The sequence below is a fragment of the Vibrio sp. HB236076 genome (assembly GCF_040957575.1).
Taxonomy (GTDB): Bacteria; Pseudomonadota; Gammaproteobacteria; order Enterobacterales; family Vibrionaceae; genus Vibrio.
The window spans coordinates 506,658-532,691 of record NZ_CP162601.1 but is presented as its reverse complement, the minus strand read 5'-3'; the positions used below and the strand labels follow the sequence as shown (position 1 = coordinate 532,691).

At 41.8% G+C, this 26,034-nt stretch carries 20 protein-coding genes; 17 read left to right on the top strand and 3 right to left on the bottom strand.

All coding sequences use genetic code 11. The features are described 5' to 3' along the window. The first annotated feature begins 8 nt into the window (after nucleotides 1-8). The 15 genes from AB0763_RS02460 to AB0763_RS02390 all read left to right on the top strand — a co-directional run bounded on the left by AB0763_RS02460 (nucleotide 9) and on the right by AB0763_RS02390 (nucleotide 21,815). Nucleotides 9-2,471, top strand: coding sequence for a glycosyltransferase family 2 protein (locus AB0763_RS02460; RefSeq protein ID WP_306100969.1), 2,463 nt, complete (start codon nucleotides 9-11; stop codon nucleotides 2,469-2,471). Then, nucleotides 2,472-4,403: a glycosyltransferase family 2 protein gene (locus AB0763_RS02455; RefSeq protein WP_306100968.1), complete on the top strand. Its 1,932-nt coding sequence runs from the start codon at nucleotides 2,472-2,474 to the stop codon at nucleotides 4,401-4,403. Then, the gene (locus AB0763_RS02450) at nucleotides 4,396-5,517 is read left to right on the top strand and encodes a hypothetical protein (protein WP_306100967.1); all 1,122 of its coding nucleotides are present in this window, start codon (nucleotides 4,396-4,398) and stop codon (nucleotides 5,515-5,517) included. The genes AB0763_RS02455 and AB0763_RS02450 overlap by 8 nt, the downstream gene beginning before the upstream one ends. A 333-nt stretch (nucleotides 5,518-5,850) precedes the next feature. Next, nucleotides 5,851-6,930, top strand: coding sequence for a dTDP-glucose 4,6-dehydratase (gene rfbB, locus AB0763_RS02445; protein ID WP_306100966.1), 1,080 nt, complete (start codon nucleotides 5,851-5,853; stop codon nucleotides 6,928-6,930). Nucleotides 6,931-7,003: 73 nt separating this feature from the next. Next, complete coding sequence (locus tag AB0763_RS02440; protein ID WP_306100965.1) at nucleotides 7,004-12,052, top strand: HAD-IA family hydrolase; 5,049 nt, start codon at nucleotides 7,004-7,006, stop codon at nucleotides 12,050-12,052. A gap of 3 nt (nucleotides 12,053-12,055) precedes the next feature. Next, nucleotides 12,056-12,904 carry a sulfotransferase family 2 domain-containing protein gene (locus tag AB0763_RS02435; RefSeq protein WP_306100964.1) on the top strand — a complete coding sequence of 283 codons (849 nt, stop codon included), beginning with the start codon at nucleotides 12,056-12,058 and terminating at the stop codon, nucleotides 12,902-12,904. Nucleotides 12,905-12,909: 5 nt separating this feature from the next. Beyond that, complete coding sequence (locus tag AB0763_RS02430) at nucleotides 12,910-13,662, top strand: hypothetical protein (protein ID WP_306100963.1); 753 nt, start codon at nucleotides 12,910-12,912, stop codon at nucleotides 13,660-13,662. Between the two features lie 12 nt (nucleotides 13,663-13,674). Then, the gene (locus tag AB0763_RS02425; protein WP_306100962.1) at nucleotides 13,675-15,297 is read left to right on the top strand and encodes an aldolase catalytic domain-containing protein; all 1,623 of its coding nucleotides are present in this window, start codon (nucleotides 13,675-13,677) and stop codon (nucleotides 15,295-15,297) included. Beyond that, nucleotides 15,284-15,952, top strand: coding sequence for an HAD family hydrolase (locus tag AB0763_RS02420; RefSeq protein ID WP_306100961.1), 669 nt, complete (start codon nucleotides 15,284-15,286; stop codon nucleotides 15,950-15,952). The genes AB0763_RS02425 and AB0763_RS02420 overlap by 14 nt, the downstream gene beginning before the upstream one ends. Before the next feature lie 12 nt (nucleotides 15,953-15,964). Further along, nucleotides 15,965-16,696 (top strand): 3-deoxy-manno-octulosonate cytidylyltransferase, encoded by a 732-nt coding sequence (gene kdsB, locus AB0763_RS02415; RefSeq protein WP_306100960.1) that lies wholly within the window; start codon nucleotides 15,965-15,967, stop codon nucleotides 16,694-16,696. An 8-nt stretch (nucleotides 16,697-16,704) separates the two neighbouring features. Beyond that, nucleotides 16,705-17,493: a hypothetical protein gene (locus tag AB0763_RS02410; RefSeq protein WP_306100959.1), complete on the top strand. Its 789-nt coding sequence runs from the start codon at nucleotides 16,705-16,707 to the stop codon at nucleotides 17,491-17,493. Nucleotides 17,494-17,773: 280 nt separating this feature from the next. Beyond that, nucleotides 17,774-18,091 (top strand): hypothetical protein, encoded by a 318-nt coding sequence (locus AB0763_RS02405; protein ID WP_306100958.1) that lies wholly within the window; start codon nucleotides 17,774-17,776, stop codon nucleotides 18,089-18,091. Between the two features lie 174 nt (nucleotides 18,092-18,265). Then, nucleotides 18,266-18,553: a hypothetical protein gene (locus AB0763_RS02400; RefSeq protein WP_306100957.1), complete on the top strand. Its 288-nt coding sequence runs from the start codon at nucleotides 18,266-18,268 to the stop codon at nucleotides 18,551-18,553. 281 nt (nucleotides 18,554-18,834) lie between these two features. Further along, nucleotides 18,835-20,481 carry a tetratricopeptide repeat protein gene (locus tag AB0763_RS02395; protein WP_306100956.1) on the top strand — a complete coding sequence of 549 codons (1,647 nt, stop codon included), beginning with the start codon at nucleotides 18,835-18,837 and terminating at the stop codon, nucleotides 20,479-20,481. A gap of 221 nt (nucleotides 20,482-20,702) precedes the next feature. Then, the gene (locus AB0763_RS02390; protein WP_306100952.1) at nucleotides 20,703-21,815 is read left to right on the top strand and encodes a hypothetical protein; all 1,113 of its coding nucleotides are present in this window, start codon (nucleotides 20,703-20,705) and stop codon (nucleotides 21,813-21,815) included. 198 nt (nucleotides 21,816-22,013) lie between these two features. Here the strand turns inward: AB0763_RS02390 and AB0763_RS02385 are convergent, their stop codons facing one another. Next, a complete protein-coding gene (locus AB0763_RS02385; RefSeq protein WP_306100951.1) occupies nucleotides 22,014-22,355 on the bottom strand; it encodes a hypothetical protein in 342 nt (113 codons plus the stop codon). A gap of 382 nt (nucleotides 22,356-22,737) precedes the next feature. Here AB0763_RS02385 and AB0763_RS02380 point away from each other — a divergent pair, with 382 nt between their 5' ends. Further along, nucleotides 22,738-23,082 (top strand): four helix bundle protein, encoded by a 345-nt coding sequence (locus AB0763_RS02380; RefSeq protein ID WP_306100950.1) that lies wholly within the window; start codon nucleotides 22,738-22,740, stop codon nucleotides 23,080-23,082. 309 nt (nucleotides 23,083-23,391) lie between these two features. Here AB0763_RS02380 and AB0763_RS02375 read toward each other — a convergent pair whose 3' ends face one another. Together AB0763_RS02375 and AB0763_RS02370 are read right to left on the bottom strand one after the other, a co-directional pair. Continuing rightward, complete coding sequence (locus tag AB0763_RS02375; protein WP_368643635.1) at nucleotides 23,392-23,886, bottom strand: N-acetylmuramoyl-L-alanine amidase; 495 nt, start codon at nucleotides 23,884-23,886, stop codon at nucleotides 23,392-23,394. Continuing rightward, nucleotides 23,883-24,503 carry a hypothetical protein gene (locus AB0763_RS02370; protein ID WP_306100949.1) on the bottom strand — a complete coding sequence of 207 codons (621 nt, stop codon included), beginning with the start codon at nucleotides 24,501-24,503 and terminating at the stop codon, nucleotides 23,883-23,885. The genes AB0763_RS02375 and AB0763_RS02370 overlap by 4 nt, the downstream gene beginning before the upstream one ends. 595 nt (nucleotides 24,504-25,098) lie before the next feature. Between AB0763_RS02370 and AB0763_RS02365 the strand changes: the two genes are divergently transcribed. Continuing rightward, complete coding sequence (locus AB0763_RS02365) at nucleotides 25,099-25,845, top strand: helix-turn-helix domain-containing protein (RefSeq protein ID WP_306100948.1); 747 nt, start codon at nucleotides 25,099-25,101, stop codon at nucleotides 25,843-25,845. The last annotated feature ends 189 nt before the right edge of the window (nucleotides 25,846-26,034 follow it).

Sequence of the window (26,034 nt, the reverse complement as noted above, 5' to 3'; positions counted from 1 at the left end):
TTATTACCATGCTAGGAAAAATAAAAAGTGCAATTTATAAGCGACCTTTGCATTGTACCGATGGCTTAGTCGGCTCAATCATTGGGGGTTGGTGCCAAGGGGCAAAAAAAGTCGACATTTTGCTGAATCAAGAATTGATTGCCAGTTCGCCATGTAGCACGAAACGAGAAGATTTAAACAGATTACTCAAGGATGTGAAATGCGGTTTTGCGATTAAAATTGATGGCAAAAGCATAAACCCGTTTTGGTTTTCAGCCGCCACCGTTGAGTTAAAGGTCATCTATTATCGCCAAGATAATACGGTATTAATTGAAACAAGCACCACGCTAGACAGCCAAGAATTATTAGAAGCGATTGATACGTATAATGGTCAGCATTTAGATGACTTAGCCAGCGTAATCAGACAATCCGGTTTATGGGATGAAGCGGTTTATCAAACACAACAGATGGGGAGTTTGATACAACACTCAGATCCCATTAAAGATTATCTATTAATTGGTGAAAAACTTGGTAAAAATCCTAGCCAGCATTTTAGTACTTTTTATTATCTAACAGAGAATCCAGACGTAAAAACCAATAGCGTTAATCCACTGATTCACTATATACAAGTTGGTGAGCAAGAAGGTAGAAAGCCAGTCCCTTACTTTAACCCTGAAATTTACAAATCGAAAAACCCTGATCTCGCAGACTATGATTCATTACTTCTTGGGCACTGGACGCATCATGGGATTAATGAACATCGAATTTTTAGTGACTTCGTTTCAACGATCACTCAACCAACTCAGCTTGATCCCTATTTATCATGGCGTTTAAAAAACGAGCAGGAAGGTTTTGTCGACATCATTCGAGATATTAACGAGTTTACTCATCAGCCACTCATTTCGATTGTGGTGCCGGTGTATAACCCTGAGAAGGAATTGCTCGCCGAGTGTATTGAGTCGGTGATGGCGCAATCATACCCGAATTGGCAATTGTGCCTGGCCGATGATTGCTCACCGAAAGCGCATGTTCGTGAGGTGTTAGAGCATTATGCCCAGCGAGATTCTCGTATTAAGGTGGTGTTTAGAGAGCAGAACGGTCATATCTCCGCTGCCAGTAATAGCGCATTAGACGTCGCCACCGGTGAGTGGACTGCGCTGCTGGATCACGATGATGAGCTCCATCAGCACGCCTTATATCATGTGGTTAAGGCGATTAATGAGACCCCAGATGTCGCTTTGATTTACAGTGATGAAGATAAGATGACCGAAGAGGGTGAGCGTTTTGGGCCGCACTTTAAGTCGGATTGGAATTTGGATCTGCTCTACAGCCAAAATTATGTGTCGCATCTTGGGGTGTATAAAACCGAGATCGTGAAACAGATTGGCGGTTTCCGCTTGGGTTATGAGGGCAGTCAAGATTACGATTTGTTGCTTCGTTACTCACGTGAAATCGATCACGCAAAGATTGTTCACATTCCTAAAGTGCTGTATCACTGGCGAGTGGTCGAAGGCTCAACCGCGTCGGGCTCTGAGGCGAAATCCTATACCACGGATGCGGGTATTAAAGCGCTAGAAGATCACTTTAAGCAGCTTGGCAAAGCGGTGACTGTTGAGCGTGGTAAACACGATAATATTTACCGGGTAAAATGGTCTATTATCGATAACCCATTCGTTTCATTAATAATACCAACCTATAATGGCCATGAGATCACAAAACAAGCGATTGACTCTATCGTTGAGAAGTCGACTTATCGTAACTTTGAGATCATTTTGGTCGACAATAATTCAAACGATCCGGACTCTTTGGCCTATTTTGATGAAGTGAATGAGCACGAGCAGGTAACGGTGCTTAAATACCCGTATCCGTTTAACTATTCCGCAATCAATAATTTTGCCGCTCAGCACGCGAAGGGCGAGATTTTAGGCCTGGTCAATAATGACATTGAAGTCATCAACCCAGAGTGGCTGACGGAGATGGTCTCTCACGCACAACGTGAGGATATAGGCTGTGTGGGAGCAATGCTCTATTACCCTAATGATACCATTCAACACGCCGGTGTGGTGATTGGACTTGGTGGTGTAGCTGGCCACTCACATAAACACTTTCTTCGAGATGAGCATGGCTATTATAATCGCTTAAAGATAGTACAAAACTATTCAGCGGTAACGGCCGCTTGTTTGTTGGTGCGCAAATCGGTATTTGATGCCGTTGGCGGCTTAAACGAAGAGCACTTAACGGTGGCCTTTAACGATGTCGATTTTTGTTTGAAGGTGCAAAAAGCCGGTTACCGCAACCTGTGGACCCCGTACGCAGAGTTGTACCACCATGAATCGATTTCGCGTGGCTCGGACGAAGCACCAGAAAAAGTTGAACGTTTTCATAAAGAAGTGGCTTACATGAAAGCCACCTGGGCGACACACATACAGCCAGATCCGTGTTACAGTGTAAATTTAACTAAGGCCAGAGAAGATTTTTCAGTAGGGAATTAAATGAAGCGATTGATTTTACATGTGGGTTTTCATAAAACGGCAACCTCTTCGATACAAAAAACACTGGCCCATAATCGCAGTGAATTAGAAAAACAAGGATATATATACCCTAGCTTTATTAGACATAATAAAGACATCATTAATCACTCGATACCTTTTTATTCAGTGTATTGCCAAAAACCAGAACTTTATCATATCAATATAAAAAATGGTGATAGCAATAATATAGGTGAAGCTAATGACAATTATAATAAACAAATTGATCATTATCTCAGCATGGATAAAAATATAATCATTTCGGGTGAGGACATTTCCGTCTTACCTCATCATGCTCTAATTTCTTTAAGGGATAAGATACTCTCAAAAGGCTTTGACCTAAATGTCTACTGCTCTGTTAGAAAACCGTACCCATTTACTTGTTCTGAATTACAAGAGCGCATTAAGTCTGGTAATGGAACTCTAGATAATATTACTGTGACTAAAAAAAGTGGATTTATTGAAAAGCTCAAACAGGTCTTCGGTGAAAAAGTCACTTTTTCTAGCTTCGAAGAAGATATTCAATCTAAACAAGGTGTTGTAGGTGCAATGTTAACTCGTATGGGGGTTAACTGTCACAAGCTTACTGTTCAAAACAGTAATGAAGGTTTTGGCAACCAATCAACTCGCTTTTTAGCCCACCTAAATAAAAACTCGCCAACTATTTTAGATGGTAAAATCAACCCAGTTGGACGAGGCTATTTTACAAAAAGTCTAGATAATGAAAAATTTCACCTTACTGGGAAAGAGCTCGAAAAAGTAAAAAATGAATTGAATAAAGAGAATGGACGTATTCAAACTCTTTTAGGCGCAAGCTACTGCGACTCTCATTACCCTGTAATAAAAGACGAAAGCTATTCGATTGAACGATCAGTACAACTTATAAAAACGTACACGAATCGTCATACATTATTTGACGGGATTCAACACATACTGGAACACTCTACTTTTTCTGCCTCTGATTTAGCCAACCAGTTAGATTTGACAGTTGAGGAATATAGAAATTTAGCCCAAAAATTCAAAGGGGTAAATATTTTTCATTCTTTGACATTTATTGCTTTTGCGAAAAAATTAAGGCCGCAAGGTCCGGTTATACGAGATCTTTATGAAGAAATAAAGCAAGAATTTTTAAATAACATTAATATCGGCATTGGTATCATTACTTTTAATCGTATACATGACCTGCAAAAAACGATTAAATCTGTCAAAGAGAATACCAGTGATAAAGTAAATGTTTTTGTGGCTGATGATGGTAGCACTGATGGGACCAGCGAATGGTGCCAGGAAAATAACATACCTCACTCTCAAGGTTCAAACAAAGGTGTTGTAAGAAACAAAAACAGAGCTTTATATTATCTTTATGAGAAAAAGAAATGCGACATTATAATTTTATTAGAAGATGATTGCCGACCAACAACACCAGGCTGGGTTGAAGATTGGGCTGTTGCCAGTTTTTTGTGGGGACATATAAATTACGCTCACCGCAGAATCATTCAACGTAAAGACGCGTTAATAGAGGGTAATGGCGAACCTTATGACCCATTTATTTGCAAGCTAGTCACAGGCCAATGCACTGGTTGTTTCAGTAAAGCATTAAGCAAAGTCGGCTATTTAGATCCTCGGTTCTCTGGTTATGGCGCAGGGCATGTAGAATGGACAGAACGCTTTATTAAACATGGCTATAACGGAAGTAATTCAACTTTAAAAGTATTCCCTGCGATAAACTCCGGTTTACACTCTGATGATGCCCCCACATTTAAAGATGAAGAGCAATTAAAGCGTAATCAAGAATTAAAGAGATCAATGGAAAATGATCAAAGCTATCGCTTACCTTGGAAAGACGAAGTGGATATGCATGAATTTATGAGTGAAATACCCGGAGATAATAGTGAGTAAGTTGATTTTACATATTGGTTTTCATAAAACTGGTAGTTCTTCATTGCAGAAGTCTTTACTATTAAACCAAGAAAAACTAAGTGAAAACAAATGGAGTTTTTTCAGTTTAGACAAATACGGAAACTCATCAAACTTCATACAAATAAATAGTGAAAAAGACAACATTCAATATACTTTAAGTAAAGAATTTGAAAGTACATTAAAAAATAATCAAAAAGAAAATCTTATTATTTCTGGTGAACACTTTTCGTTACTTGGACGTCGTCATCAAAGCATAATACAATCACTAAAAGAAGTGTGTCATCGTTATTTTGATGAAATAACAATAGTGGTTTATTTACGTCGTCAAGACAAACTGGCTTTATCTTTTAAGCAACAGGCCAGCAAAGGCAGTAAAAAAGGCGAGATGATTTCTAGCTTATTGTGCGGACATTCAGCGTCCGCATTACCTGAGATTACTCCCGAACTGCATGAGTACCTTGATTATTATGATAAACTAAGTGTATGGAGTGATATTTTTTGCTTTAACAACTTACTTGTTGTGGACTTCGAAAACCTTATTGAAAATGATATTTGTATAGATTTTTCACAAAGACTTAATTTGGGATTTAGGTTACCTCCAGAAAGAATAAATAGTGGTGTAAAAAAACGATTTAGCTTAATTTCTCATAATCTAATCAAGCATCAATTTCCAGTTGAGAGCATAAAACGCATACGTCGCAATCTCGCCCATGATAATTTTAAAATACTTCCTCAATATGATGAAGTTAAAAAATTCATGAGTCACTTTTTAGATAACAACGAGAATCTAAGTAAATTTGATATCAATTTTAACCAAGACTATGATAATTATCCTAAATCTAGGCAGTATGGCTTTAACGAAGATGATATTGAGGCTTTATTTTCCACGATAAAGAAGAGCATAGGCCAAATCACGTTAACTACGAAAGAAATTAACAACTTGAGAGATTCAGCTGTTGCACTTGAAAAAATAGACATACAAAAGGCCTATAATCTAATGAAAATTGCTCACAGATTTAGGCCTAACGGAAGCTTTATTAATAAAAAAATAGTTGAATACACTAACATTCTTAACTTAAAGAAAAGTGATTAAAGGCTACTAATATTTATATGTTTAGGGGCTATTTATCATGCCCATTTTATTGATATGCTCCTATCATCAAGCCCTCCTCTATGATGGTCACTTAAAAAGCTCTTATTACAAAAAGATTTACCTTGTCTAATAACGTTAAAAGAATGACATACTGTTAACTCGATCACTTATTCACATGATTGATAATAAATTAGGTGATCTGTAGCACACAATCATTTATCCTTTACATAAATTTACGAAAAATTGACGTAACGGTTCTCTTGAACTGATGGAAAAAACGTCATAGAACAACAACATGGAGCAGCAAGCGGCTTACTTGCTGAAACAATTAGTATGAATAAACGTAACCTGCTCGTCACAGGTGGCGCGGGCTTTATCGGCTCGAATTTCGCGCTCTACTGGCTTAAAAACCACACCAATGACAAGGTAATTGTGCTCGATGCCCTCACCTATGCCGGCAATCGCGCTAACCTGGTTGATGTGGAATCCCACCCTAATTTTACCTTTGTGCACGGCGACATCTGCAATACGGAACTGATCGAAACCCTGATCGCGAAGCACGAGATCAACACCATTGTGCATTTTGCGGCCGAGTCCCATGTCGACCGTTCGATCACCGGCCCCGATGCCTTTATCGAGACCAACATCTTGGGCACGTACAGCTTGCTAAAAGCCGCCAAGAAGCGTTGGATTGATGAGCCAATCGCGGCAGGCAATGCCCCTCTGCCCCATCGTTTCCATCACGTGTCCACCGATGAAGTCTACGGCACCTTAGAGCCCAACGACCCTGCCTTTACCGAAGAGACCGCCTATGCGCCCAATTCTCCTTATTCGGCTTCGAAAGCGGCGTCGGATCATTTGGTGCGCGCCTATCATCACACCTATGGGTTAGAGGTGACGACGTCGAATTGTTCAAATAACTACGGTCCTTATCACTTTCCTGAGAAGCTGATCCCATTAATCATCACTAACATCTTGCACGACAAGGCCTTGCCGATTTACGGTGATGGCAAGCAAGTACGTGACTGGCTGTATGTGGAAGATCACGCGCGCGGCATTGAGTTGGTGCTAGAGAAAGGTCGCCTGGGCGAGAACTACAATATCGGTGGCCATAATGAATGGCAAAACATCGATATCGTCAAACTGGTGTGCGAATTGATGAATTCCGCATTTGCCGCTGACCTCACCTTAACCGAAAAATACCCGTTAGCGACTAAGGTAGCCCAAGGTGAAGCCGAAGCGCTGATCACCTATGTGATCGATCGCGCCGGCCACGATCGCCGTTATGCGATTGATGCGACCAAGACCAATAATGAGCTGGGTTATAAACCGGCCGAGTCGTTTGAGACAGGAATCAGAAAAACCGTTGCTTGGTATCTGCAAAATGATGCTTGGTGGAAAGCGTTGCTGTAATAACGATAGCCCCCAGATTTAAAAGAAAAATATTGTTAATCCCCTAGTATTGAGATTAAAAAAAGAAATTATTATGAATGAAACGATCAGTAGTGTAAGTCAAGAAGCCCATATCGAACTGATTGGCTCTTCCGGTTTGTTAGATGAAACCTATTACGCCAATAATAACCCAACAGTTCAATCACCCGATCTTGTTGAAGATTACTACTTTTTGGGAAGTGAAAAAGGCACTAATCCATCTTTCCTATTTAACACTCAATACTATCTTTCTAAAAATCCTGATGTGGCTGAAAGTAATACCCACCCTATGGTGCATTACATTATAAATGGTGAAAAAGAAGGTCGTTTACCGAGTGCATTTGTTGATCTAGAATACTTAAAGAAACAAATACCAAGCGACATCAATTCGACGTATTTAGCGTATTTTTATGCCAACGAAATTGAACTTGGATTATCTGCACACCCTTATTTTGACTGCGATTTTTATTTAGCCAATAACCCAGATGTCGCTGAGTCAGGTTCTTCTCCTTATCATCACTTTATTGCTTGTGGTGCACTTGAAGGTCGTAAACCACGAGAAGATATTAATTTTTCTGCTTATCTTGAAAAACACAATATTGATACTAATCTGGAGCATCCATTTAGGCATTTCATTTTGTTTAGTGAGCATCCTATCGAGCTAGAAGTTAACGATATTCCCGTTATTGAAGTTCACTCACAAGAAGATGACTCATTCGGCGATAACGTTGTGCCATTAGTCGCTAATCATGATGACATTGAAACTCAAAAGGCTCAAGAAGTTCAAGAAGTTCAAGAAGTTCAAGAAGTTCAAGAAGTTCAAGATATAGAATCAGACATAAAAAATACCGAAACCTATCAATTATTAAAAAATAGCCCATTATTTTCAGAAGAATACTATAAAGCTCATTACCCTGATGTCGGTGGTGACCCTATAGAGCACTTTATTAAGTATGGCTTTAAGGAAGGGCGTAATCCATCTCACGAATTTGTGACTAACTATTATTTAGAGAAAAACCCTGATGTAGCTGCTTCTGGTGTTAATGCTTTACAGCACTTTATCAAATATGGCCAAGGTGAGGGTCGTAAAGCACGGGTGAAATACGTAGCGCCTGAAAGCCGAAAAGAAGTGTACTCACCGTCGATTTTGTTCATCTCTCATGAAGCCTCAGAAACTGGTGCGCCTGCGGTACTATTGTCGCTCATGAACTGGTTAAAAGACCATACCGATATTAACTTCTCTATTATTGTCGGCGCTTCAGGTCCTTGGAATGCTAAGTTTGAAGCAATTGCACCGACCTTTTTCATGGATAGACCACACACTGGTGAAGACATTGCCAACTTCTGTGGCGATCATGTACAAACCGTGTACATTAATACGATCGCAGCCGCGAGTTATGCCAAAGCTTTTGAGTTTTTACATGCCGAGTTTGTTACCCATGTTCATGAAATGGAGAATGTATTTAAGATTTTTGAACATGAAGTCGAGATTTTAAAAGACCTTTGCCAAAAATACATTGCCGTATCTCCGGGTAGCGTCGAATCGCTTAATAAACGCTTCACAAATATCGATCTACAATACCTCAAGCCGTTCATTAACCACTATGCCCAGGTTGAGGAGACAGCACACCCATGCGAAGGCAAAAAAATTATTTTTGGTTGCGGTGCCGTCGAGAAGCGAAAAGGGTTCGATCTTTTTTGCCAAGTCGCGCAACACCTCAAAAAACAGACTATCACTAACGTTGAAATGCACTGGGTTGGCTCAGATCAAAACAAAGATCTCAATGCCGCCAATACCATTGCCGAGTTTGGTGTTGAAGAAATCGTCAAATTTATTGGCCCGAAAGCCAATCCGCGCGATTACTTTAAACACGGCGATCTGTTTTTGCTTACCTCACGTGAAGACCCGTATCCACTCGTGTGTATGGAAGCGGCCGAGCAAACCCTGCCGGTTATTTGTTTTGATGGCCAAGCCGGTGGCATGCACACTTTTGTCGAGCAAGATGCCGGTAAAGTGGTTGACTATTTAGATACCAATGCGATGGCTAAAGCGGTTATTGAATTGCTAAATGACGAGAAGTTGCGCCATACCATGGGTAAAGCTGCGCAGCAAAAAGTTACTCAGCGCCATTATGTTGATGTCATCGCACCGCAAATTTTAGACTTTTTACCCACCGCCGCGACGGTGGGACAAATGGATAAAGTCGAAAACTATAAAGCGCTCATCGATAACGCTGATATTGTCTCTTTTGATATTTTCGATACCTTGGTCACTCGAGAAATGGCACAACCCGAAGTGGTGTTTGATATTGCAGAATATCAACACACGGCGACAGAAGCCGGTATTTTATCGCTGTTTGAAGAACGGATGAAAACCGCGGGTAAAGTCCTTGGCAGTAAACAAGGCAAAGTGGATGACATTTCGGTTGACGAGATCTACCAACACATGCCGCTTTATCGCGATAGTCGAGTTGAAAAACGGGCAGAAATTGATACCTGTATTGAGCACCCAATCGGTAAAACGCTTTATCAATATGCATTAGAACAAGGTAAACAAGTTTACATTACCAGTGACATGTATCTCGACCGCGACACTATTGAACAAATTTTAAAAACCAATGGTTACCAACAGTGGAATGAATTTTTCTTATCCTCTGAACGCGGTAAGAAAAAAGACACTGGTAAACTGTTTGAAGAAGTGAAAAAAGCCGCCAAAAAATCTGGGGTTAAAGCCGATAAAATCATCCATATTGGCGATAACTGGATTGGTGATGTGAAATGTGCTCGCCAAGCGGGTTTGAATGCTGTGCGTTTCTCTCCTATTTACGAGAGCGACAGTAAAATGATTGAACTTAATCCACAACAAAAGCAATCATTATCACAAATGGGCCGTATTTGGGATAGCTTTAGTACCCAAGCAACGCGTTTGTGGGCGCAGTCTAATCCGCAACTAGCTAATGATTTTTATACCAAACTGGGCTTTGAGTTGACTGGGCCATTAGCGACCATGATGGCAATGCACACCAAGAAGCTAGCCGATGAGCAAGGGATCGAAAAAATCGTCTTTATGGCCCGAGATGGCCGTATCATCAAGAAAGCCTTTGATACTTTGTACAAAGATGAACTTGAGCAAGGGCAATATCAATCGCAGTACCTACACTTATCGCGCGCAACGGTGGTTGGTGCCACGTTTGAAGAGCAACTCACCTCCAATGATTTGTATTTCTTGATAGAAGGCTTACACCTAGCCGAAAAGCCTATCAGTTACTTCTTGAAAAAAGCCAAGTTGGATCCGACAGATTCTCACATTAAAGCGAAAGTGAAATCGGTTTTTGACTCTGTTGATTATGTACCCAATTGGAACGATTTTTCCAAACTTTCTGGTATGTTGGAGTCCTTATCAGCCGAGATTTACCAAGCCAATAGCGCGCAACGCGATGGTTTAGCTCTATACTTGAAAGATCACGGTGTACTTGATGCCAAAAAAGTTTTAGTGGTCGATGTGGGTTGGCTTATCAACATTCAGTCTCGTTTGGATCGCTTTGTACGCACGTTAAGCCCAGAGACCGAAGTCATTGGTTCCTATGTGGGGACTCGCGAGAGGGTCAATAAGAGCCTTAAACATTCTTCTTTGCTGTACAACCTCGGTGAACCGGCTCTGTATTCGCGTTTCTTGGAAGATAACGTGACTTTATTTGAAGTGCTGTTCTCTTCTCCTGAGCCATCGGCCGCCGCGATTACCGCAGTCGACGGTAAAGCACAATTAACACTCAAGCCATTAGGGTCGCCATTACCTAAGGAATACATTGTTGCGCAAAAACTACAAATGGGCGCCGAAGCCTATTTCGATACTTTAACGACAGCGGTGAACGATCACCTGCCGCTGACGATTTCGACCGATTATTTCTACGCACTCTTCGAAGCCCTAGTCAATACCGATAACGATATTGCCAAGGTTGAATTAGGTCACTTTGAAGTGCGCTTGGGTGGGCATCATGAGTTTGTCGCTTATCAAAGCTTGATCCCGACAGAAGCTAACCTAGATTATGCATATACACCGCACAATGAATATTTTGCCCCAATTGACTATATCGGCAATAGCAAGACAGAGGCTTTAGACAGTGTGATCATCACCTCAGCTGGTCTCGATAATGGTTCAACTCGCTACCGTGCGTTGCACTTAGCCGAATCGTTACAATACCAAGGCAAAAATGCAGTCGTCATGCATTCGCAAACCGATTTAGCCACGGCAGAATCGTTAATCGAGCGTTCACAACGTGTGGTATTTCAGCGCGTATTTGCTGAACAAGGCAATGTGGGTGAGTTTTTAACTTTAGCGCGTCAGTATAATAAGCCTTGTGTGGGCGAAATGGACGATTTGGTATTTCCTGAGCACATAGCTGAAGTCGGTTCGGTAAAAGGCGGTGAATGGAACTTAGATCAAGCGATGTTTGTGGCAACCGCTTATGAAGGCTTTATGTTGCAACTTGATAGTATGATCGTTTCAACCCCTGCTCTAAAAGAATACATTGAAGGTAAATATAAGATCGATTGCCAAGTGATCGGCAATAAGATCAGAGCTAAAGACATTCGCCAACCACAAGCGAAAACCGGCGCCTTGAAATTGGTATACGCCTCAGGCACCTATTCGCATAAAGAAGATTTCCAAATGATTGAGCAAGAACTGTTTGATTATTTGACGGCAAACCCAGATGTACAATTGTCAATTTTGGGCGCAACTCAATCTTCTGAACGAATTCTGGCCTTACCGAATGTAAGTTGTTACCCACTGTTACCTTACAATGCTATGCTAGATTTTATCGCTCAACACGATTTGATGTTAGTGCCATTAGTTGATGATATTTTTAACAATGCGAAGTCTAATGTTAAGTTTGTCGAGGCCGGTGCGATGGGCGTGCCAGTATTGGCTTCTAGCGTTCGTGAGTTTGCATCTTGTATAGAAGATGGTGTGAATGGGTATGTGTTTGATGACTCAAAAGAGTTTGGACAAAAGTTAGCGAAACTATCTAATACAAAACTAAACGATGTAACTGCCGAACTAAACAAATCAATTATTAAAAAATTTAATACAAGAGTTAAATAAACAATGAATAATTTTATCAAATATCAACCTAGAAATAATATTGCCTACTTACTTAACCCTAAAGTAGCTTGTACAACTATTCAAAACTCTTTATTAAGTGGTGAGGTGGGTAATGTTCATGATATAAACAACTTCCCTCCATATAACAACCCATTTGTACCTATTTTCACTGTTGTTAGAAACCCTTTCGACCGTGCGGTTTCTGCTTATTTAGATAAAGTTGTAAGCCAAAAAGATTTAGTTGTTTGGAAAAATTTCGTCGAGTCATTAGGTCTTGAAGTTGATTATGACATTTCTTTTGAACAATATTTAGACATTCTTTTAAATCACTCAAACCTATCAACAGCAGATAAACACTTTAGACCACAAGTGTATAATATGCATGGTATTACACCATCTTTTGTCGGTTACTTGGAAGATATGAAAAGTGTCACTGAACACTTATCAAATTTTGGAATAGAAATAATTAACCGTATTCCACATAAAACCGATACTAAATCTAAAAAAATAGAGTTGCTAGAAAATAAATCTGTTCAGGAAAAGATTATTGCACTTTATGGTGTAGATTTCGATGCCTATGGCTATAGTCATGATCCAAAAGCCAATTTTGATTTAAAACCCATCTGCCAAGAACAATATATACCCAACGATCTTGTAGCAAATCATACTAATATAGCTTCTGACTATTTGGCTGATGTTTTCAGGGAAGCGGCTCTAATTTGCGAAGATAAAAATAACAATGTTGCTTTAGAACTTGTAAAGTTAGCTAAGAAAATTAGGCCACGTGGACCAGTAATACAAGAAATAAAAGAGAGAATAAAAGGTAAAACAAACAAAGATAACAAGAGATAAAAAAGATGGATAAAGAAACAAAAACTATTATTCTAATATCAACACAAACAAGTGCTACAGGTTCTATTTGCAGAATAATAAACAAACTAAACAAAAGTAACAGAAAATTTCTAACCTTCGGGAAAGAAAAAATTGACATTATTGGTAAAAGGTTTGAAGACATACCTAAATATAATCATATAGTTCTTCATAACAGGCCTGACTTCCTTAGAATGTTAAAAAACCCAGAAGATTACCGTTATATTGTAAATTTTCGTGACCCAAGAGATAGACTTTGCAATTCATTTCATTGGATGCAACAACATCCATTTCACCCTGGAGAAAGCAAGGATGAAATAAACAAAAGGAAAGATGAAATAGAGAAGCTAGGTATAGATAATTGGGTCATACAAAACATCAAACCACAATATGAAAGCTTTTTATTTGATTTTATTATAAAAAACAATAACTGTGATATGACTTTTGCAACTTATGCAGAACTATGTCTTAATTTTGATCGCTTCTTATTGAAAGTCTCAACTTTTCTTGATGAAAAAATTGACGCTCAAACATATAAAGAATTAGATAGTGAGCGTTGTGATAATTTACACCAAAATAAAGAATGGATTGGAGGTAGATGGAAAGGTGCAGATATTCTTCCTGGTCGACATAAAAATGAGTTAAACGAAACTACTATTAGTGTTTTAAATGAAAAATATAAGAGTGTATTAAATAATATGTCTAAATATGATAATGAAAATTCTCTTTCATATAAGTAGGGTAAGTTAATTATGAAAAAATCACTACTTTTATTAGATTGCACCCTACGCGATGGCGGCTACTATAACAACTGGGACTTCCCTCAAGAAGTCGTTGAAGCTTATTTAAAAGCCGTTGCTGACGCTGGTATAAACTACGTCGAACTCGGCTTGCGTAATTTCCCAAAAAATGGCTTTTTGGGCGCTTATGCCTACACCACAGAGCAACACCTTAACACGCTCGACTTACCAGAAGGTCCTATCTATGGAGTAATGGTTGATGCCAAAACCATTCTAAGTGCCGACATGGACCCAGTGGCAGCCGTGGACGCACTATTTGTACCGAGATCAGAAAGTAAAGTGGATCTCGTGCGTATTGCTGCCCACTTCCATGAAGTTGAACACTCTGCTTCTATGGTTGCTCGCCTCAAAGAACTGGGTTACATCGTGGGTTATAATTTAATGCAATCTGGCGGTAAACCATCAGAGCTGATCGCCGAAAAAGCCCGTATCGCTACCTCTTGGGGCGATAACCTCGATGTGCTGTATTTTGCAGACTCTCTAGGTAATATGGACGAAACGGAAGTAGAGCGCATCATCAAAGCGATCCGCACCGAATGGACCGGTACCATGGGCATTCACACTCATGACAACATGAGTAAAGGCTTGGATAACTCTCTCACCGCTAAAAACAATGGCGTAGAATGGCTTGATGCCACTATTACCGGCATGGGTCGCGGCGCAGGCAACACGCAAACGGAACGCCTTTTGGCCGTGATAGCCCAAGAACATGGTTATAACGCACAGCCGGTGTATGATTTAGTCGTTCGTCATTTTGAAAAAATGCAAAAAGACTATGGTTGGGGCACCAATTTACTTTATTTCCTAGGTGCGCAAAATGATGTTCACCCGACGTACATTCAAAACCTGTTAACCAGTAATTTTTACGGCACTGATGAAATTATTAGTGCTATTAGTTACCTCAGTAAGCTTGATAATTCACAGTCCTACGACGGGCTAATTTTAGAAAATGCTATTAATAGCAAAAATAATAATAACACTATAACAGGTAGTTATGATCTGAAAAGCTTATTTAAAAACAAAGAAGTTTTATTGCTATCAAACGGTCCTAATACCCAAAAGTACAAATCAGCTATTGAACTATACATCAAAGAAAAATCACCTATTGTACTATCAGTCAATATTAATGATTATATCAATGAAGAGCTAATAGATTACTATGTAATCTCACATAACGTAAAACTAATAACAGACTTTGATAAGTATAAAAAATTACAATCAAAGATCATACTTCCCAAACATAGATTCGACAATGATGAGCTTTCTGAGTTGCAAGAATTATCGATATTAGATTATGGATTCGAAGTAAATGAAAGCCATTTTGAAGTACATGACAATTATGTCACATCACCATATGATATCACCATTTCATACTGCCTTGGCATTGTAACTGCTGGCCATTGTGAATCAGTGCGTTTAGTTGGATTTGATGGGTTTGATAAACATGATGATAGACAAATACAGATGTTAGATCTCTTAAATCACTACAATAAAAATCCTAATAGACCAAAACTTATTGCACTAACTCCAACAACATATACCATCACTCAGAGTTCAATTTATGCCATCCACTAATATCCAGCAATACGATTACTATATTTTTGATTGTGATGGTGTGATTCTAGATTCTAATAAGCTCAAGATTGATGCGATGGGCAAGGCACTACAACAATTGAACGTCAGCAAGGCTGACGTTCAACGTTGCTGCTCGTATTTTGCCAATAACTTTGGTAAGTCGCGCTTTCATCATGTCGAGGTTTTTGTCGAAGACCTCTTGAAAATTGAAGACAATGAAAAAGCGAGCTTTACTGAGCGTGTATTACAGTTTTTTTCTGAGCAGTGCCAGTCTTTGTACCTCACTGCACCAATGACGCCAGGCTTCGTCGAATTGATTGAGCAACTTGATGGTGAGAAATACATTGCCAGTGGCTCAGAGCAAAACGAATTACGCGCCGTCTTTAAACAGCGCGGCCTTGAGCAGTACTTTGCGGGTATTTTTGGCTCGCCGACTCCTAAAGCCAAATTAGTAAAAAATATCATCGAAGCCATGCCTAACAGCAACACCGTGATGGTAGGGGATGCATTGTCAGATTTACAAGCCGCGCAACACAATCACATTGATTTTATCGGTTATACGCCTTTTTCTAATGTGCCGGAATTATTGACCGAACAAACGCAAACCGCCGGATTTACGGTGATCGATACTTGGACAAAGCTCAACATTAATTAATAAGGAATATTCATGAAATTTGCAGTGGTGATCCCCGCACGCTACCAATCAAGCCGCTTTCCTGGTAAGCCATTAGTCTCTATTTTGGGCAAACCGATGATCCAGCGAGTATGGGAGCAATGTTGCCAAGCTGTGGATGCCAGCCAAGTGTATGTTGCAACCGACAGCGATAAAATTGCCGACGCAGTAAAAAGGTTTGGCGGCCAAGTCGTTATGACCAGTGAAAACTGCCTTACTGGCACCGACCGCCTTGCAGAAGCCAACCTAACATTAGACTGCGATTTTTTAGTTAATGTACAAGGTGATGAGCCTGTAATTGATCCTGAGAACATCAAAAAAGTTATCCGCTTATATCAAGAAACGGGCAACATCACCAATGCTTACAGTGAAATAAAAACGGAAGAAGAATTTCGCTCTTTTACTGTACCAAAAACCGTGGTGTCAAAAGGCGGTCAGCTTTTGTATATGAGCCGCTCTCCAATTCCAGTCACTAAAGATAATGTGTTTAAAAAAGCCTATAAACAAGTGTGTGTGTACGCGTTCGGTCGTGATGATTTAACCTTCTTCAGCTCTATGAAAGAAAAGACGCCACTGGAACAAATTGAAGACATTGAGATTTTACGCTTTGTTGAATCAGACATTCCAGTCTCTATGGTAGAAGTACCTAGTGGAACGCTAGCGGTTGATGTACCAGAAGACGTAAATAAAGTTGAGATTTTTTTAAAGTACGAAAAAAAACACTGAGACATTACATGATTAAAAAAGCATACTGTTTTGAGCCGTTAATAGGTGAAGATAGTACTTCACAAAACAACTTAACATTACATTCATCCAGTCAAGTATTAAAAGAATATGATTGGCTGATCTTTACTGATAGTAGAGGTTTAGAAAGAGATGATAAAACAAAAATAGAAAACACTTGGATTTATAAAACTTGTGAATACTTAAAGAAAAACAAACATTCATTTTTGGTGATATCACGACCTAAAAATTTAACTACTTTTTCCACATTAATAAACTTTTTAGAACTGAATGAAATTTCTTTTAAAGGACTAATAACAAATGTGGGATTTGTCGATTGCACGCCCAAAAAAAGAACAGCAGTCAATGACATTAAACTTCAACTAAATAACCTCCAAATTTCAGAGCAAGAAGAGAAAGTATTTAGCTCTTATGAGTTAAACAATGGAAATAAAGAGCAACTTTATAGTATATCTTTAGATAAAAAAGCCATAACACACATACAAAAAGTATTAAAAAAGCATTTTTCAACACAACTTTTAATTAAAACACCGATAATACCCAAAGATAAAGAATTTCAAAGAAAAAGACCAAATGAATTCTATGAACAAATAGAAGAGACAAATAGCTTAATAGATAACATTGCGAATGGTATCGGTGCTATCACAGTAGACTTTCCCAGACATATTTTAGAGACATTTGATGGTGTACATTTTACAGATAAAGATCATGATTTAGTGTACGCCCTTTTAAAAAAAATGATTATTGAACAGTTAAAAAATAAAAAGAAATATTTATAGGGACCTCCACCTATTTGACACTGTACTAACCCACCCCTGCTCTTGCATTATTTGTACAAATAAACAGCAGGACAATCTCATGATACAAGCTCGACATACACAAGCTTCACTCGAAGATACGCGCTACTACCACTGCATATCGCATTGTGTACGGCGAGCTTACCTCTGCTGACAAGACCATTACAGCGGGAAAAACTTCGAACATAGAAGGGTTTGGCTCGTCGATCGACTACGCCTACTTTCACAAGTTTTCGCCATTGATATCTGCGCCTACGCCATCATGTCTAACCACTACCACCTGGTATTGCACATCGATGAAAAACAAGCGAAAGCATGGACTCACCAAGAAATCGTCACCCGATGGGCAACCCTGCACCACACCCCACCGCTCATCGTGCGCTGGCAAAAAAACGAACTCACCTGTGACGCCGAAATAGATAAAACCATTGAAATTATTGAACAATGGCGAGAAAGATTAATGAGCCTATCCTGGTTTATGCGTAACATGAACGAATACATCGCGCCCGCCAAGCTAACCAAGAAGATCAATGCACAGGAAGGTTTTGGGAAGGACGCTTCAAATCTCAAGCCTTACTGAGCGAACGCGCCCTACTGAAGTTGCATGGCCTACGTTGACCTCAACCCCATTCGAGCCACTATGGCAAGCTCTCTTGAAAACAGTGAATACACCTTGATATTCTAGCGCATCCACGGCCACGCTTGCCAAGACGACACCGGACAAGGGCAATGCAAACAACTCCCTAAGAAAGCGTTGCTCGGCTTTGTCGGCAACCAAAGGCAACACCAACCGCAAAAAGGACTCGAATACTCCCTGCCGGACTACCTTGAACTGGTCGAAACCCTTGGCCAAACAATACGACCAGACAAACGCGGCTTCATTGTATCGACTGAAAACAGCCTGCTACAAAAGCTAGAGCTTGATGAAGACCAATGGTTAACCCTATCAGAACAATTTGGCCGCCATTTTCGCCAGGCCGTTGGCGATACTCAGCAGCTCAGACATTACTCCCCCCATACCCATAGAGCTTGGGTGAGGTAAGGGAAATCAGAGTGTAAGACGGTGGATGACCGAACAAGACAGTAAAACACAGTTTAAAAGAGTAGCAAGATCACTTCGTTCCAAGTAGCAAGTAATTCAGAGTGTAAAACAGTCAAACACAGTACAAGACAGTGAAACACAGCTGGACCTCTTAACTGTATTTCACTGTGTTAAGCGAAGCGGACTGTGTCATACTGTCTTACACTGTGCCACACTGCACTCCCCATACAAAGCATGTTAAATTAATCCCATAACAAAGGCTTAAAACGGACTTACCTACTATGTACAAAACCCTACTTTGCACAGGCTTCCATCGCAGTGCTACTTCCGCCACCGCACACTACCTGCACAAAGCCGGGCTCAACATGGGCTACGAGCTCATGGGCGGTAACATCAGTAACCCCAACGGACACTACGAAGACTGGCCAGCCGTACGACTTCACGACCAACAACTGGCCAACAACGACACCAACTGGCAATACCACCAGCAAACCCCATTGCACACCGACAAAGGCTTTCTCAACGACTACATTGCCAAGCGCAACCAACACGACCAACATTGGGGCATCAAAGACCCACGCGCCTGCCTATTTTTAAACGACTGGCAACAAAGCCTAGGGGAACACGGTCACTACCTTTTTATTGCTCGCCATTGGAGCAGCTGTATCGAATCGCTACTCCATCGCCACAGCCGTGAATTTGCTCACCAACTGCCAACGCTGACCCCTGAACACGTCACACTGCAATTTTGGAGCACCCCAGAGCTGGCTGCCAACATGTGGATCGCCTATAACCGCCGACTCATCGACTTTGCCCAGCAACACCCAAAGCAAACCCTGATCGTAACCCAACGCGCCTTATTTAACGGTGTGCCGATCATCACTCGCATTAACGAAAAATTTGGCTTCGACCTCGATGATAACGCCGACAGTCCTTATAAACCGGAACTCTTTAACGACCGCGCCTCAACACAGATCAAAGCATCGCTCTCCAAGAGTTTGATTGCCAAACTTGATGCCCTCTGGCAACAACTGCTCACCCTTGCTGATGCCACACACAGTGATGAAAAACCCATCGAATACACGCCCACTGAACTGCCAGACTCCCTATGGGCGCAGTACGAGCAAGCGCTAATAAAACAACATCAAAATCAGCCGAGTTCAGAGCCCAACTATCCAACCACCCCACAGGCTTTGACCTACCCAGATCAACAAAACGCAGAAACCCTCAACGAATGGTTGAAAACCCTGCCACTGCCGATTGCTACCGACGAAAACCTAAAACAAATCACGCTCTACCTCGACCAGCATCAACCGACCAATGGCAATACCTGGATTGAATTGGGTAAACTCGCCTTACGCGCCAAACAATTTACCCAGTCAATAAGCGCGTTCAAAAACGCCATCGCCCTAGGCAGCTATGCGCCCTTTGTTAGCCTTCACCTTGGGCAAGCCTACCAACAGCTTAACGACATCACCAAAGCGAACTACTTTTACCGCAAAGCCATTAAAGACAATCCGAAAAACCCACAGTTTTACGTGAGCTTGGCACAATGCTTAGTCAGCCAACACCACACTCAACAAGCGTTCCAATGTTTAGAAGACGGGATTGAACACCTTGGTTACTTACCGCCTTTGGTCATCAAATACGCTGATCTGCTCCTAAGTGACAATCATTTAGAAAAAGCACAGCAAATACTCGACCAATGCACCAAGCCCGAACACCCCATCGTCATCCAACTCAACACGCGTCTCGAACTGCAAAAGGATTACCAAAGTGGTGTTAAACACTACAAAGATTCGGTACGAGAAAAGGTGCAACAAGCGGATAAAATCACGTGGCTGGCACAAACGGGGTCACTACTTGGTCATGCCAGTGCAGAGCAGGATCTTTTGGTGAGATGCTGGCAACATTGGCAAGCGTTGTAGTCTGTATAAAACAGTGTGAGACAGTACAAGACAGTGAAACACAGTAATTCAGAGTGTAAAACAGTCAAACACAGTACAAGACAGTGAAACACAGCTGGACCTCTTAACTGTATTTCACTGTGTTAAGCGAAGCGGACTGTGTCACACTGTCATATACTCTACTACTATGCAAAATTTAACACTTTTGAATAACACACCTCGGTTGGGAAAATAGGGATAAAATGATAAAAATCACCACCGCAGAACAACTGCAAACGTTACTGGCTCAACACGACATCACTAAAAGCCTGGCCGAGCCATTCGAGCAAGACTTTGTCACCGAAGATATCTACGTGCGCTTTTGCTTAGGTGACATCAACAAACCCATCATAGTCGCCTTTTCCAACGCAGGCGAAACCACTACCGAGCAAAAACTCAACGACCCCAACTACCGCCCTTGGGGCTACGACTTCATCACCAAAGAAGGCTACAGTGTTATTTCCTTCTCTTGTTACCAAAAAAACAACTGGTTTCGCACGCCACTCACACAAGAAATCATAAAAGTCTTTAGCCAATACATTACTCCATATAGTGAAAAGCTCGGTTATGGTGGCTCGATGGGAGGCTACGCGGTCGGTGCCTATTGCGATCTTCTCAAACTTGACCGCTGTCTGCTGTTTAACCCCATCTCCACTTTAAACCCCGAGTTAGTGCCGTTTGAAAACCGCTTTAACAGCGCGGCCAACCACTACCCATGGCAAAGCGATTTTCACGATGGGGCAGACACTCACACGCCAAAATTGATCGTGGTCGATCCGTTATTTAACCAAGATAAACGCCATGCCTACCGCTACCAAAACGCACAAATGATCAACTTTCGCGGTGTTGGTCATGGCATTCCCAGGCACTTACTGACGGTAAAAGCCCTTAAAGACAGCTTTTATTGCCTGATCAACCAAACTCTGCCAGACCACCACTTTTACCGAAAAATTCGCAACGGCAAACGCCAATACCAGCATTATTTTAAATTCATTACTTCAAACCACATCAAACAACTCACGCCAAAGCGCAAGCAAGTCATTGAGCAATATCAACAAGCTTTCATCAACAGCTTACCGGAGCAAGAACGGTTAGCCGCAACGCCAAAACCGCAGCCACCAAAGGCGAAAGTGACGCCACTCAATGATAACGATATCAACAGGCTACGCGACTTAGCGGTTCAGTTAGAAAAGACCGATCTGCAAGCCAGTTTAGATTTGATGTTAATGGCGCAAAAACTGCGACCTAATGGCCCGTTTATCAATAAGCGCGTTAGCATGTATCAGGAGAAGTTGAAAAGTAATAAAGCACAGTGAGGGGCGGTGTAGGACAGTGAAACACAGTATGAGACAGTCAAACACCGTTTAAAAAAGTCGCAAGATCGCTTCGCTCCAAGAGAATAAATACAGGACACCCATGTATTTGACACAGTGAAACACAGTCGGACTTCTTAACTGTGTTTCACTGTCTTAAGCGCAGCGGACTGTCTTACACTGTGGCACACTGTTAAGACGTTACTTACGGCTTGGCAACACCCCTCCTGTTAAATACAAACTCACCGCCGCAAGTACCGGATAACCAAACGCCTCATTGATCTGCTCACCAATGGGCGCCCAGTCCATGCCGTGCAAACACCCTCCTATCACCAGCGTATGCAATAACACATACGGCACCGTAAACAACAACACAATACAACGCTGTAAAAGACGAAACGGTTCGTACGCCTTTAACAATTGCACCTTTTGTTCTGCCTGCTCTTGGTTGGTAAAAATAAGCGCATCTCCACTGTTGATGATTGCGTTCATTCCTTTGGCGATGGCGGCGTCACTGCCAAATAACTTACCGATAAAGCTCATGATGTTCTCCTTTAAAAGAAGTGGCAAGATCACTTCGTTCCAAGATCGCTTCGCTTCAAGTAGCTAGAACAAGGAGCAAGATCGCTTCGCTCCAAGTAGCAAGATCACTTCGTTTCAAGTTGAAAGAAAAACCCAAGACTAAAACCTAAAAAACAGATTTTGACCTTTCTTGCCACTTTAGCGAAGCGTCCTTGCAGTGAAACGATCTTGAAGCGAAGCGACCTTATTTTTAAGCGCGGCGATCTTTTATCTTTTTGAAACACAAAGTCGATTTTTAACTAATCAGCGAGCCTCCTATCCCAAAATTCATTAGAAAAAAGTAAAACTCAGCTCTTTTTCACCACAATAAACTGAAGTAATGACAAGTCAGACGGTATCTACCATGGCATATGAAAAATTAATTGTATGGAAACGAGCTAAAACCCTCACCGTTGAGATCTATAAGCACCTAGAAAAATGCCGAGACTTCGGGTTCAAAGATCAAATAACTCGTTCAGCTCTCTCTATCCCTTCCAACATTGCAGAAGGATATGAACGTGCTTCCCCCAAAGAATTTGCCAACTTTCTAAATTACGCAAAAGGTTCATGCGGTGAGTTACGTACCCAAATCTATATTGGTCTTGAAATCAATTATATTGAGCAAACCGTCGCAACTCGCTGGTTAAAGGAGACCGCTGAGATTTCCAGAATGTTAGCGAGCTTTATTAAAACTAAAAAAAACAAGTAGCTAAAAAAAAGTGGCAAGATCACTTCGTTCCAAGATCGCTTCGCTTCAAGTAGCTAGAACAAGGAGCAAGATCGCTGCGCTCCAAGTAGCAAGATCACTTCGTTTCAAGTTGAAAGAAAAAACCAATACTAAAACCTAAAACCCTATGTTTTCTGATTTTAATGTTTTGACCTTTCTTGCCACTTGAGTGAAACGTCCTTGAGCGCAGCGGTCCTTGCTACTGTATTTTCCTTTCTTGTTCCTTGAGCGAAGCGTCCTTGCAGTGAAACGATCTTGCAGTGAAACGATCTTGAAGCGAAGCGGACTGTCCTACACTGTGTTTTTCAACCAAAACCCGACATCAAAACACGGGCAAGACTTGGGCGGATCCTCTGGCGACAACCAATCGCGATGACCGACCACACACACAGGATCAATCGAAAACCGCGCCGACAACGTAATGATAAGATCGCGCAACACCAACATCTGATCCTCAGTAAAATTATCCTGCGGCGCGCCTAACTCATCGACACCGCCGACCAAACAAATGCCGATATTGCCGCGATTATGACCGCGAACATGCGCCCCCTCACACGCCATCGAACGGCCCGCGACTAAAGTGCCACTTCGCTCAATCACCCAGTGATAACCAATATCACGCCAGCCGCGAGCCAAATGCCAACGGCGAATATCCGCCGCCGACACCCACTGATCCGCCCGAGTTGCCGAACAATGTACCGTAATAAAACGCGGCGCGGCCATACTCGCCCCCTTAGCGCACACCGACAACACCGGATGCAGCGCCCCCACATTTAACTCACTCATACCCCAAGCCCTCGCAACCCCTTACCAGGCAACGACGAAGGCTTAACCACCCCTGCCGATTTACTCACCGACTGAGCCAACGACGCCGCCCCGCCATTGCCCACTTGATACTCTCGCATCACCGCCGTAAACAACGCCTCGCAAAAATCACACACCTCAAGCAGCACCTCATCCACCACCTGATCGCAAGCCAAACGCTCCGACAAAGACAACAGCCCCAGCCTGGTCAACTTACTGCCATCAGAGAGTGCCAAACGCCCGCGACGCTTCACATCCGAAAACAACGACTCCTTATTCGCCTTACCGCTAAACGTCACTCGCTTAAACAGCCAAGACCACAACCACAAAGCGACACTCTCACTGCGCTCACAGGACATCTCACTCAGTGCCAACAAACGCCCTTGCAACCTTGCTTGATGCCCGAGCACCGCCTCTTCACTGCTATTCGACGACTCGACACCAAAACGCGCGTACACCAAGGCATCGGCCAACGGAAAACGGCGCGACAAATCGGTATTGATCTCAAGCCATTGCTGAGAAGACAAAGCGCGGCCGGGAATAACCTCAGCGCTAAGGACACCCACATACGAACTTACATACCATTCCATCATAGCCATAAGGACTCCTGATTCATTCAAATGATCACGATTTCATCGACATCACTACCGTCAATTCAAATGAGAAAACGAATAAGACTTATTCCAATCTTATGCTTCTCACCCTCCCTGCTCGCTCTGGTTTTTCGCCGCCCTCTTTTTTAAGCGACGCACAAGTAACGACACCTCAACACGCAGTGAGCGCATAACAACAACGGTTAACTAACATCGACACTGGGCTAAGCAAATACCACGGCAAACGCACTGCTTGGTGAGAACCTTTGCTTAACACACTCATTTTAGATAGAGATCCAGCACAAATTTGTGGCGTGATAAATAAACTTGACAGCTATCAACAAAGTGGTCAGAAAACGGCCATTTTTTGGGAAAGCGCTCAAACAATTGATAAATCATTAAAAAATAATGAGGAAAAATCGAATTCCTCTGACTAAAACTAATAACACGCCTTATTTGGCGTTTTAAAAGTCATAAATAGTTACTTATGTATGCGCAAAAACGTGACTTAACTCACCTAAAGGCAAAAAGTTTGCTTCAACGCTGCCAGTGAGCGTCACAAAACGATTATCGAATCTAAACCACGTAACGAGGTGTGCTTATGTCGATCCCAATCACGCAACAAGTTATTAATATTTCTGTCGGCTCAATGGCGAGCAAACTGCTATTAATCAAACTGGCCGACCAAGCCGATAGCTTTGGCACCAGCTTTCCTTCGCATCGATTTTTAAGCGAATGCTGTGAGGCATCGGAGCGCACGGTGCGATACCAACTCAAATACTTAGTCGAGCAAGGTTGGATCACCATCAGCAATCGCCACGACGCCCGCGGCCGCCAGCGCAGCAACTTTTACCACCTCAACCTCGATAAAATTCGCGCCGCTTACCAAGCTTTTATCGACCAACAAAAAAGCCGCCGCGAGCGCTACCAATCGCCCAAGGCCAGCACCCCAAGCGCAAAAACCGCGCCGCCAACCAAGCCGATCAACAAATCACTCGATGTCGAGCCCAACGCTCATAAAGAGACAAAAAGTTATCCACAGGCAAATGAAACTCAATGCGTAAAAACCGAACATCAGGGTGGCAAGAGTTGCCTACAGGAGGTGGCAAGCGCTGCCGACCACGTGGGCGGCAAGAGTTGCCGACATAATCTTTTAGAAATAAATAAAAAAACTCTGTCGGCAATTTTTGCCACCCTACCCCACCATGAGACTTCGCACCGGTTTGACGATTTGCCCTTTCAGTCGTTGCGCGAGCAGGTGAATTTGGATGATTTTGAGATTTGTCGGCGGGTTTTGAAAAACAAGTCGCAAGATCACTTCGTTTCAAGATCGCTGCGCTCCAAGTAGCAAGAGAAAGATAGTAAAAAAACAAACAATGTTCTTTAAAAACATGGGATTAAGATTTCCTTTCGTGTTTACGATACTCGAATGGGCAGCAAGGGACATTAGCGTGAATAGCATTTGGATCATGGCAACCCAAAAGCGCCGACTGACCGTCAAAACATCACTTAAAGATAACCAAAGGCATCACTTGGG

Coding starts and splice junctions, on each gene's coding strand:
- kdsB (WP_306100960.1), top strand. CDS start 15,965: ATGAAATTTGCAGTGGTGATCCCCGCACGCTACCAATCAAGCCGCTTT.
- AB0763_RS02390 (WP_306100952.1), top strand. CDS start 20,703: ATGATAAAAATCACCACCGCAGAACAACTGCAAACGTTACTGGCTCAA.
- AB0763_RS02410 (WP_306100959.1), top strand. CDS start 16,705: ATGATTAAAAAAGCATACTGTTTTGAGCCGTTAATAGGTGAAGATAGT.
- AB0763_RS02440 (WP_306100965.1), top strand. CDS start 7,004: ATGAATGAAACGATCAGTAGTGTAAGTCAAGAAGCCCATATCGAACTG.
- AB0763_RS02380 (WP_306100950.1), top strand. CDS start 22,738: ATGGCATATGAAAAATTAATTGTATGGAAACGAGCTAAAACCCTCACC.
- AB0763_RS02365 (WP_306100948.1), top strand. CDS start 25,099: ATGTCGATCCCAATCACGCAACAAGTTATTAATATTTCTGTCGGCTCA.
- rfbB (WP_306100966.1), top strand. CDS start 5,851: ATGAATAAACGTAACCTGCTCGTCACAGGTGGCGCGGGCTTTATCGGC.
- AB0763_RS02405 (WP_306100958.1), top strand. CDS start 17,774: ATGTCTAACCACTACCACCTGGTATTGCACATCGATGAAAAACAAGCG.
- AB0763_RS02370 (WP_306100949.1), bottom strand. CDS start 24,503: ATGGCTATGATGGAATGGTATGTAAGTTCGTATGTGGGTGTCCTTAGC.
- AB0763_RS02385 (WP_306100951.1), bottom strand. CDS start 22,355: ATGAGCTTTATCGGTAAGTTATTTGGCAGTGACGCCGCCATCGCCAAA.
- AB0763_RS02455 (WP_306100968.1), top strand. CDS start 2,472: ATGAAGCGATTGATTTTACATGTGGGTTTTCATAAAACGGCAACCTCT.
- AB0763_RS02425 (WP_306100962.1), top strand. CDS start 13,675: ATGAAAAAATCACTACTTTTATTAGATTGCACCCTACGCGATGGCGGC.
- AB0763_RS02375 (WP_368643635.1), bottom strand. CDS start 23,886: ATGAGTGAGTTAAATGTGGGGGCGCTGCATCCGGTGTTGTCGGTGTGC.
- AB0763_RS02435 (WP_306100964.1), top strand. CDS start 12,056: ATGAATAATTTTATCAAATATCAACCTAGAAATAATATTGCCTACTTA.
- AB0763_RS02420 (WP_306100961.1), top strand. CDS start 15,284: ATGCCATCCACTAATATCCAGCAATACGATTACTATATTTTTGATTGT.
- AB0763_RS02395 (WP_306100956.1), top strand. CDS start 18,835: ATGTACAAAACCCTACTTTGCACAGGCTTCCATCGCAGTGCTACTTCC.
- AB0763_RS02460 (WP_306100969.1), top strand. CDS start 9: ATGCTAGGAAAAATAAAAAGTGCAATTTATAAGCGACCTTTGCATTGT.
- AB0763_RS02430 (WP_306100963.1), top strand. CDS start 12,910: ATGGATAAAGAAACAAAAACTATTATTCTAATATCAACACAAACAAGT.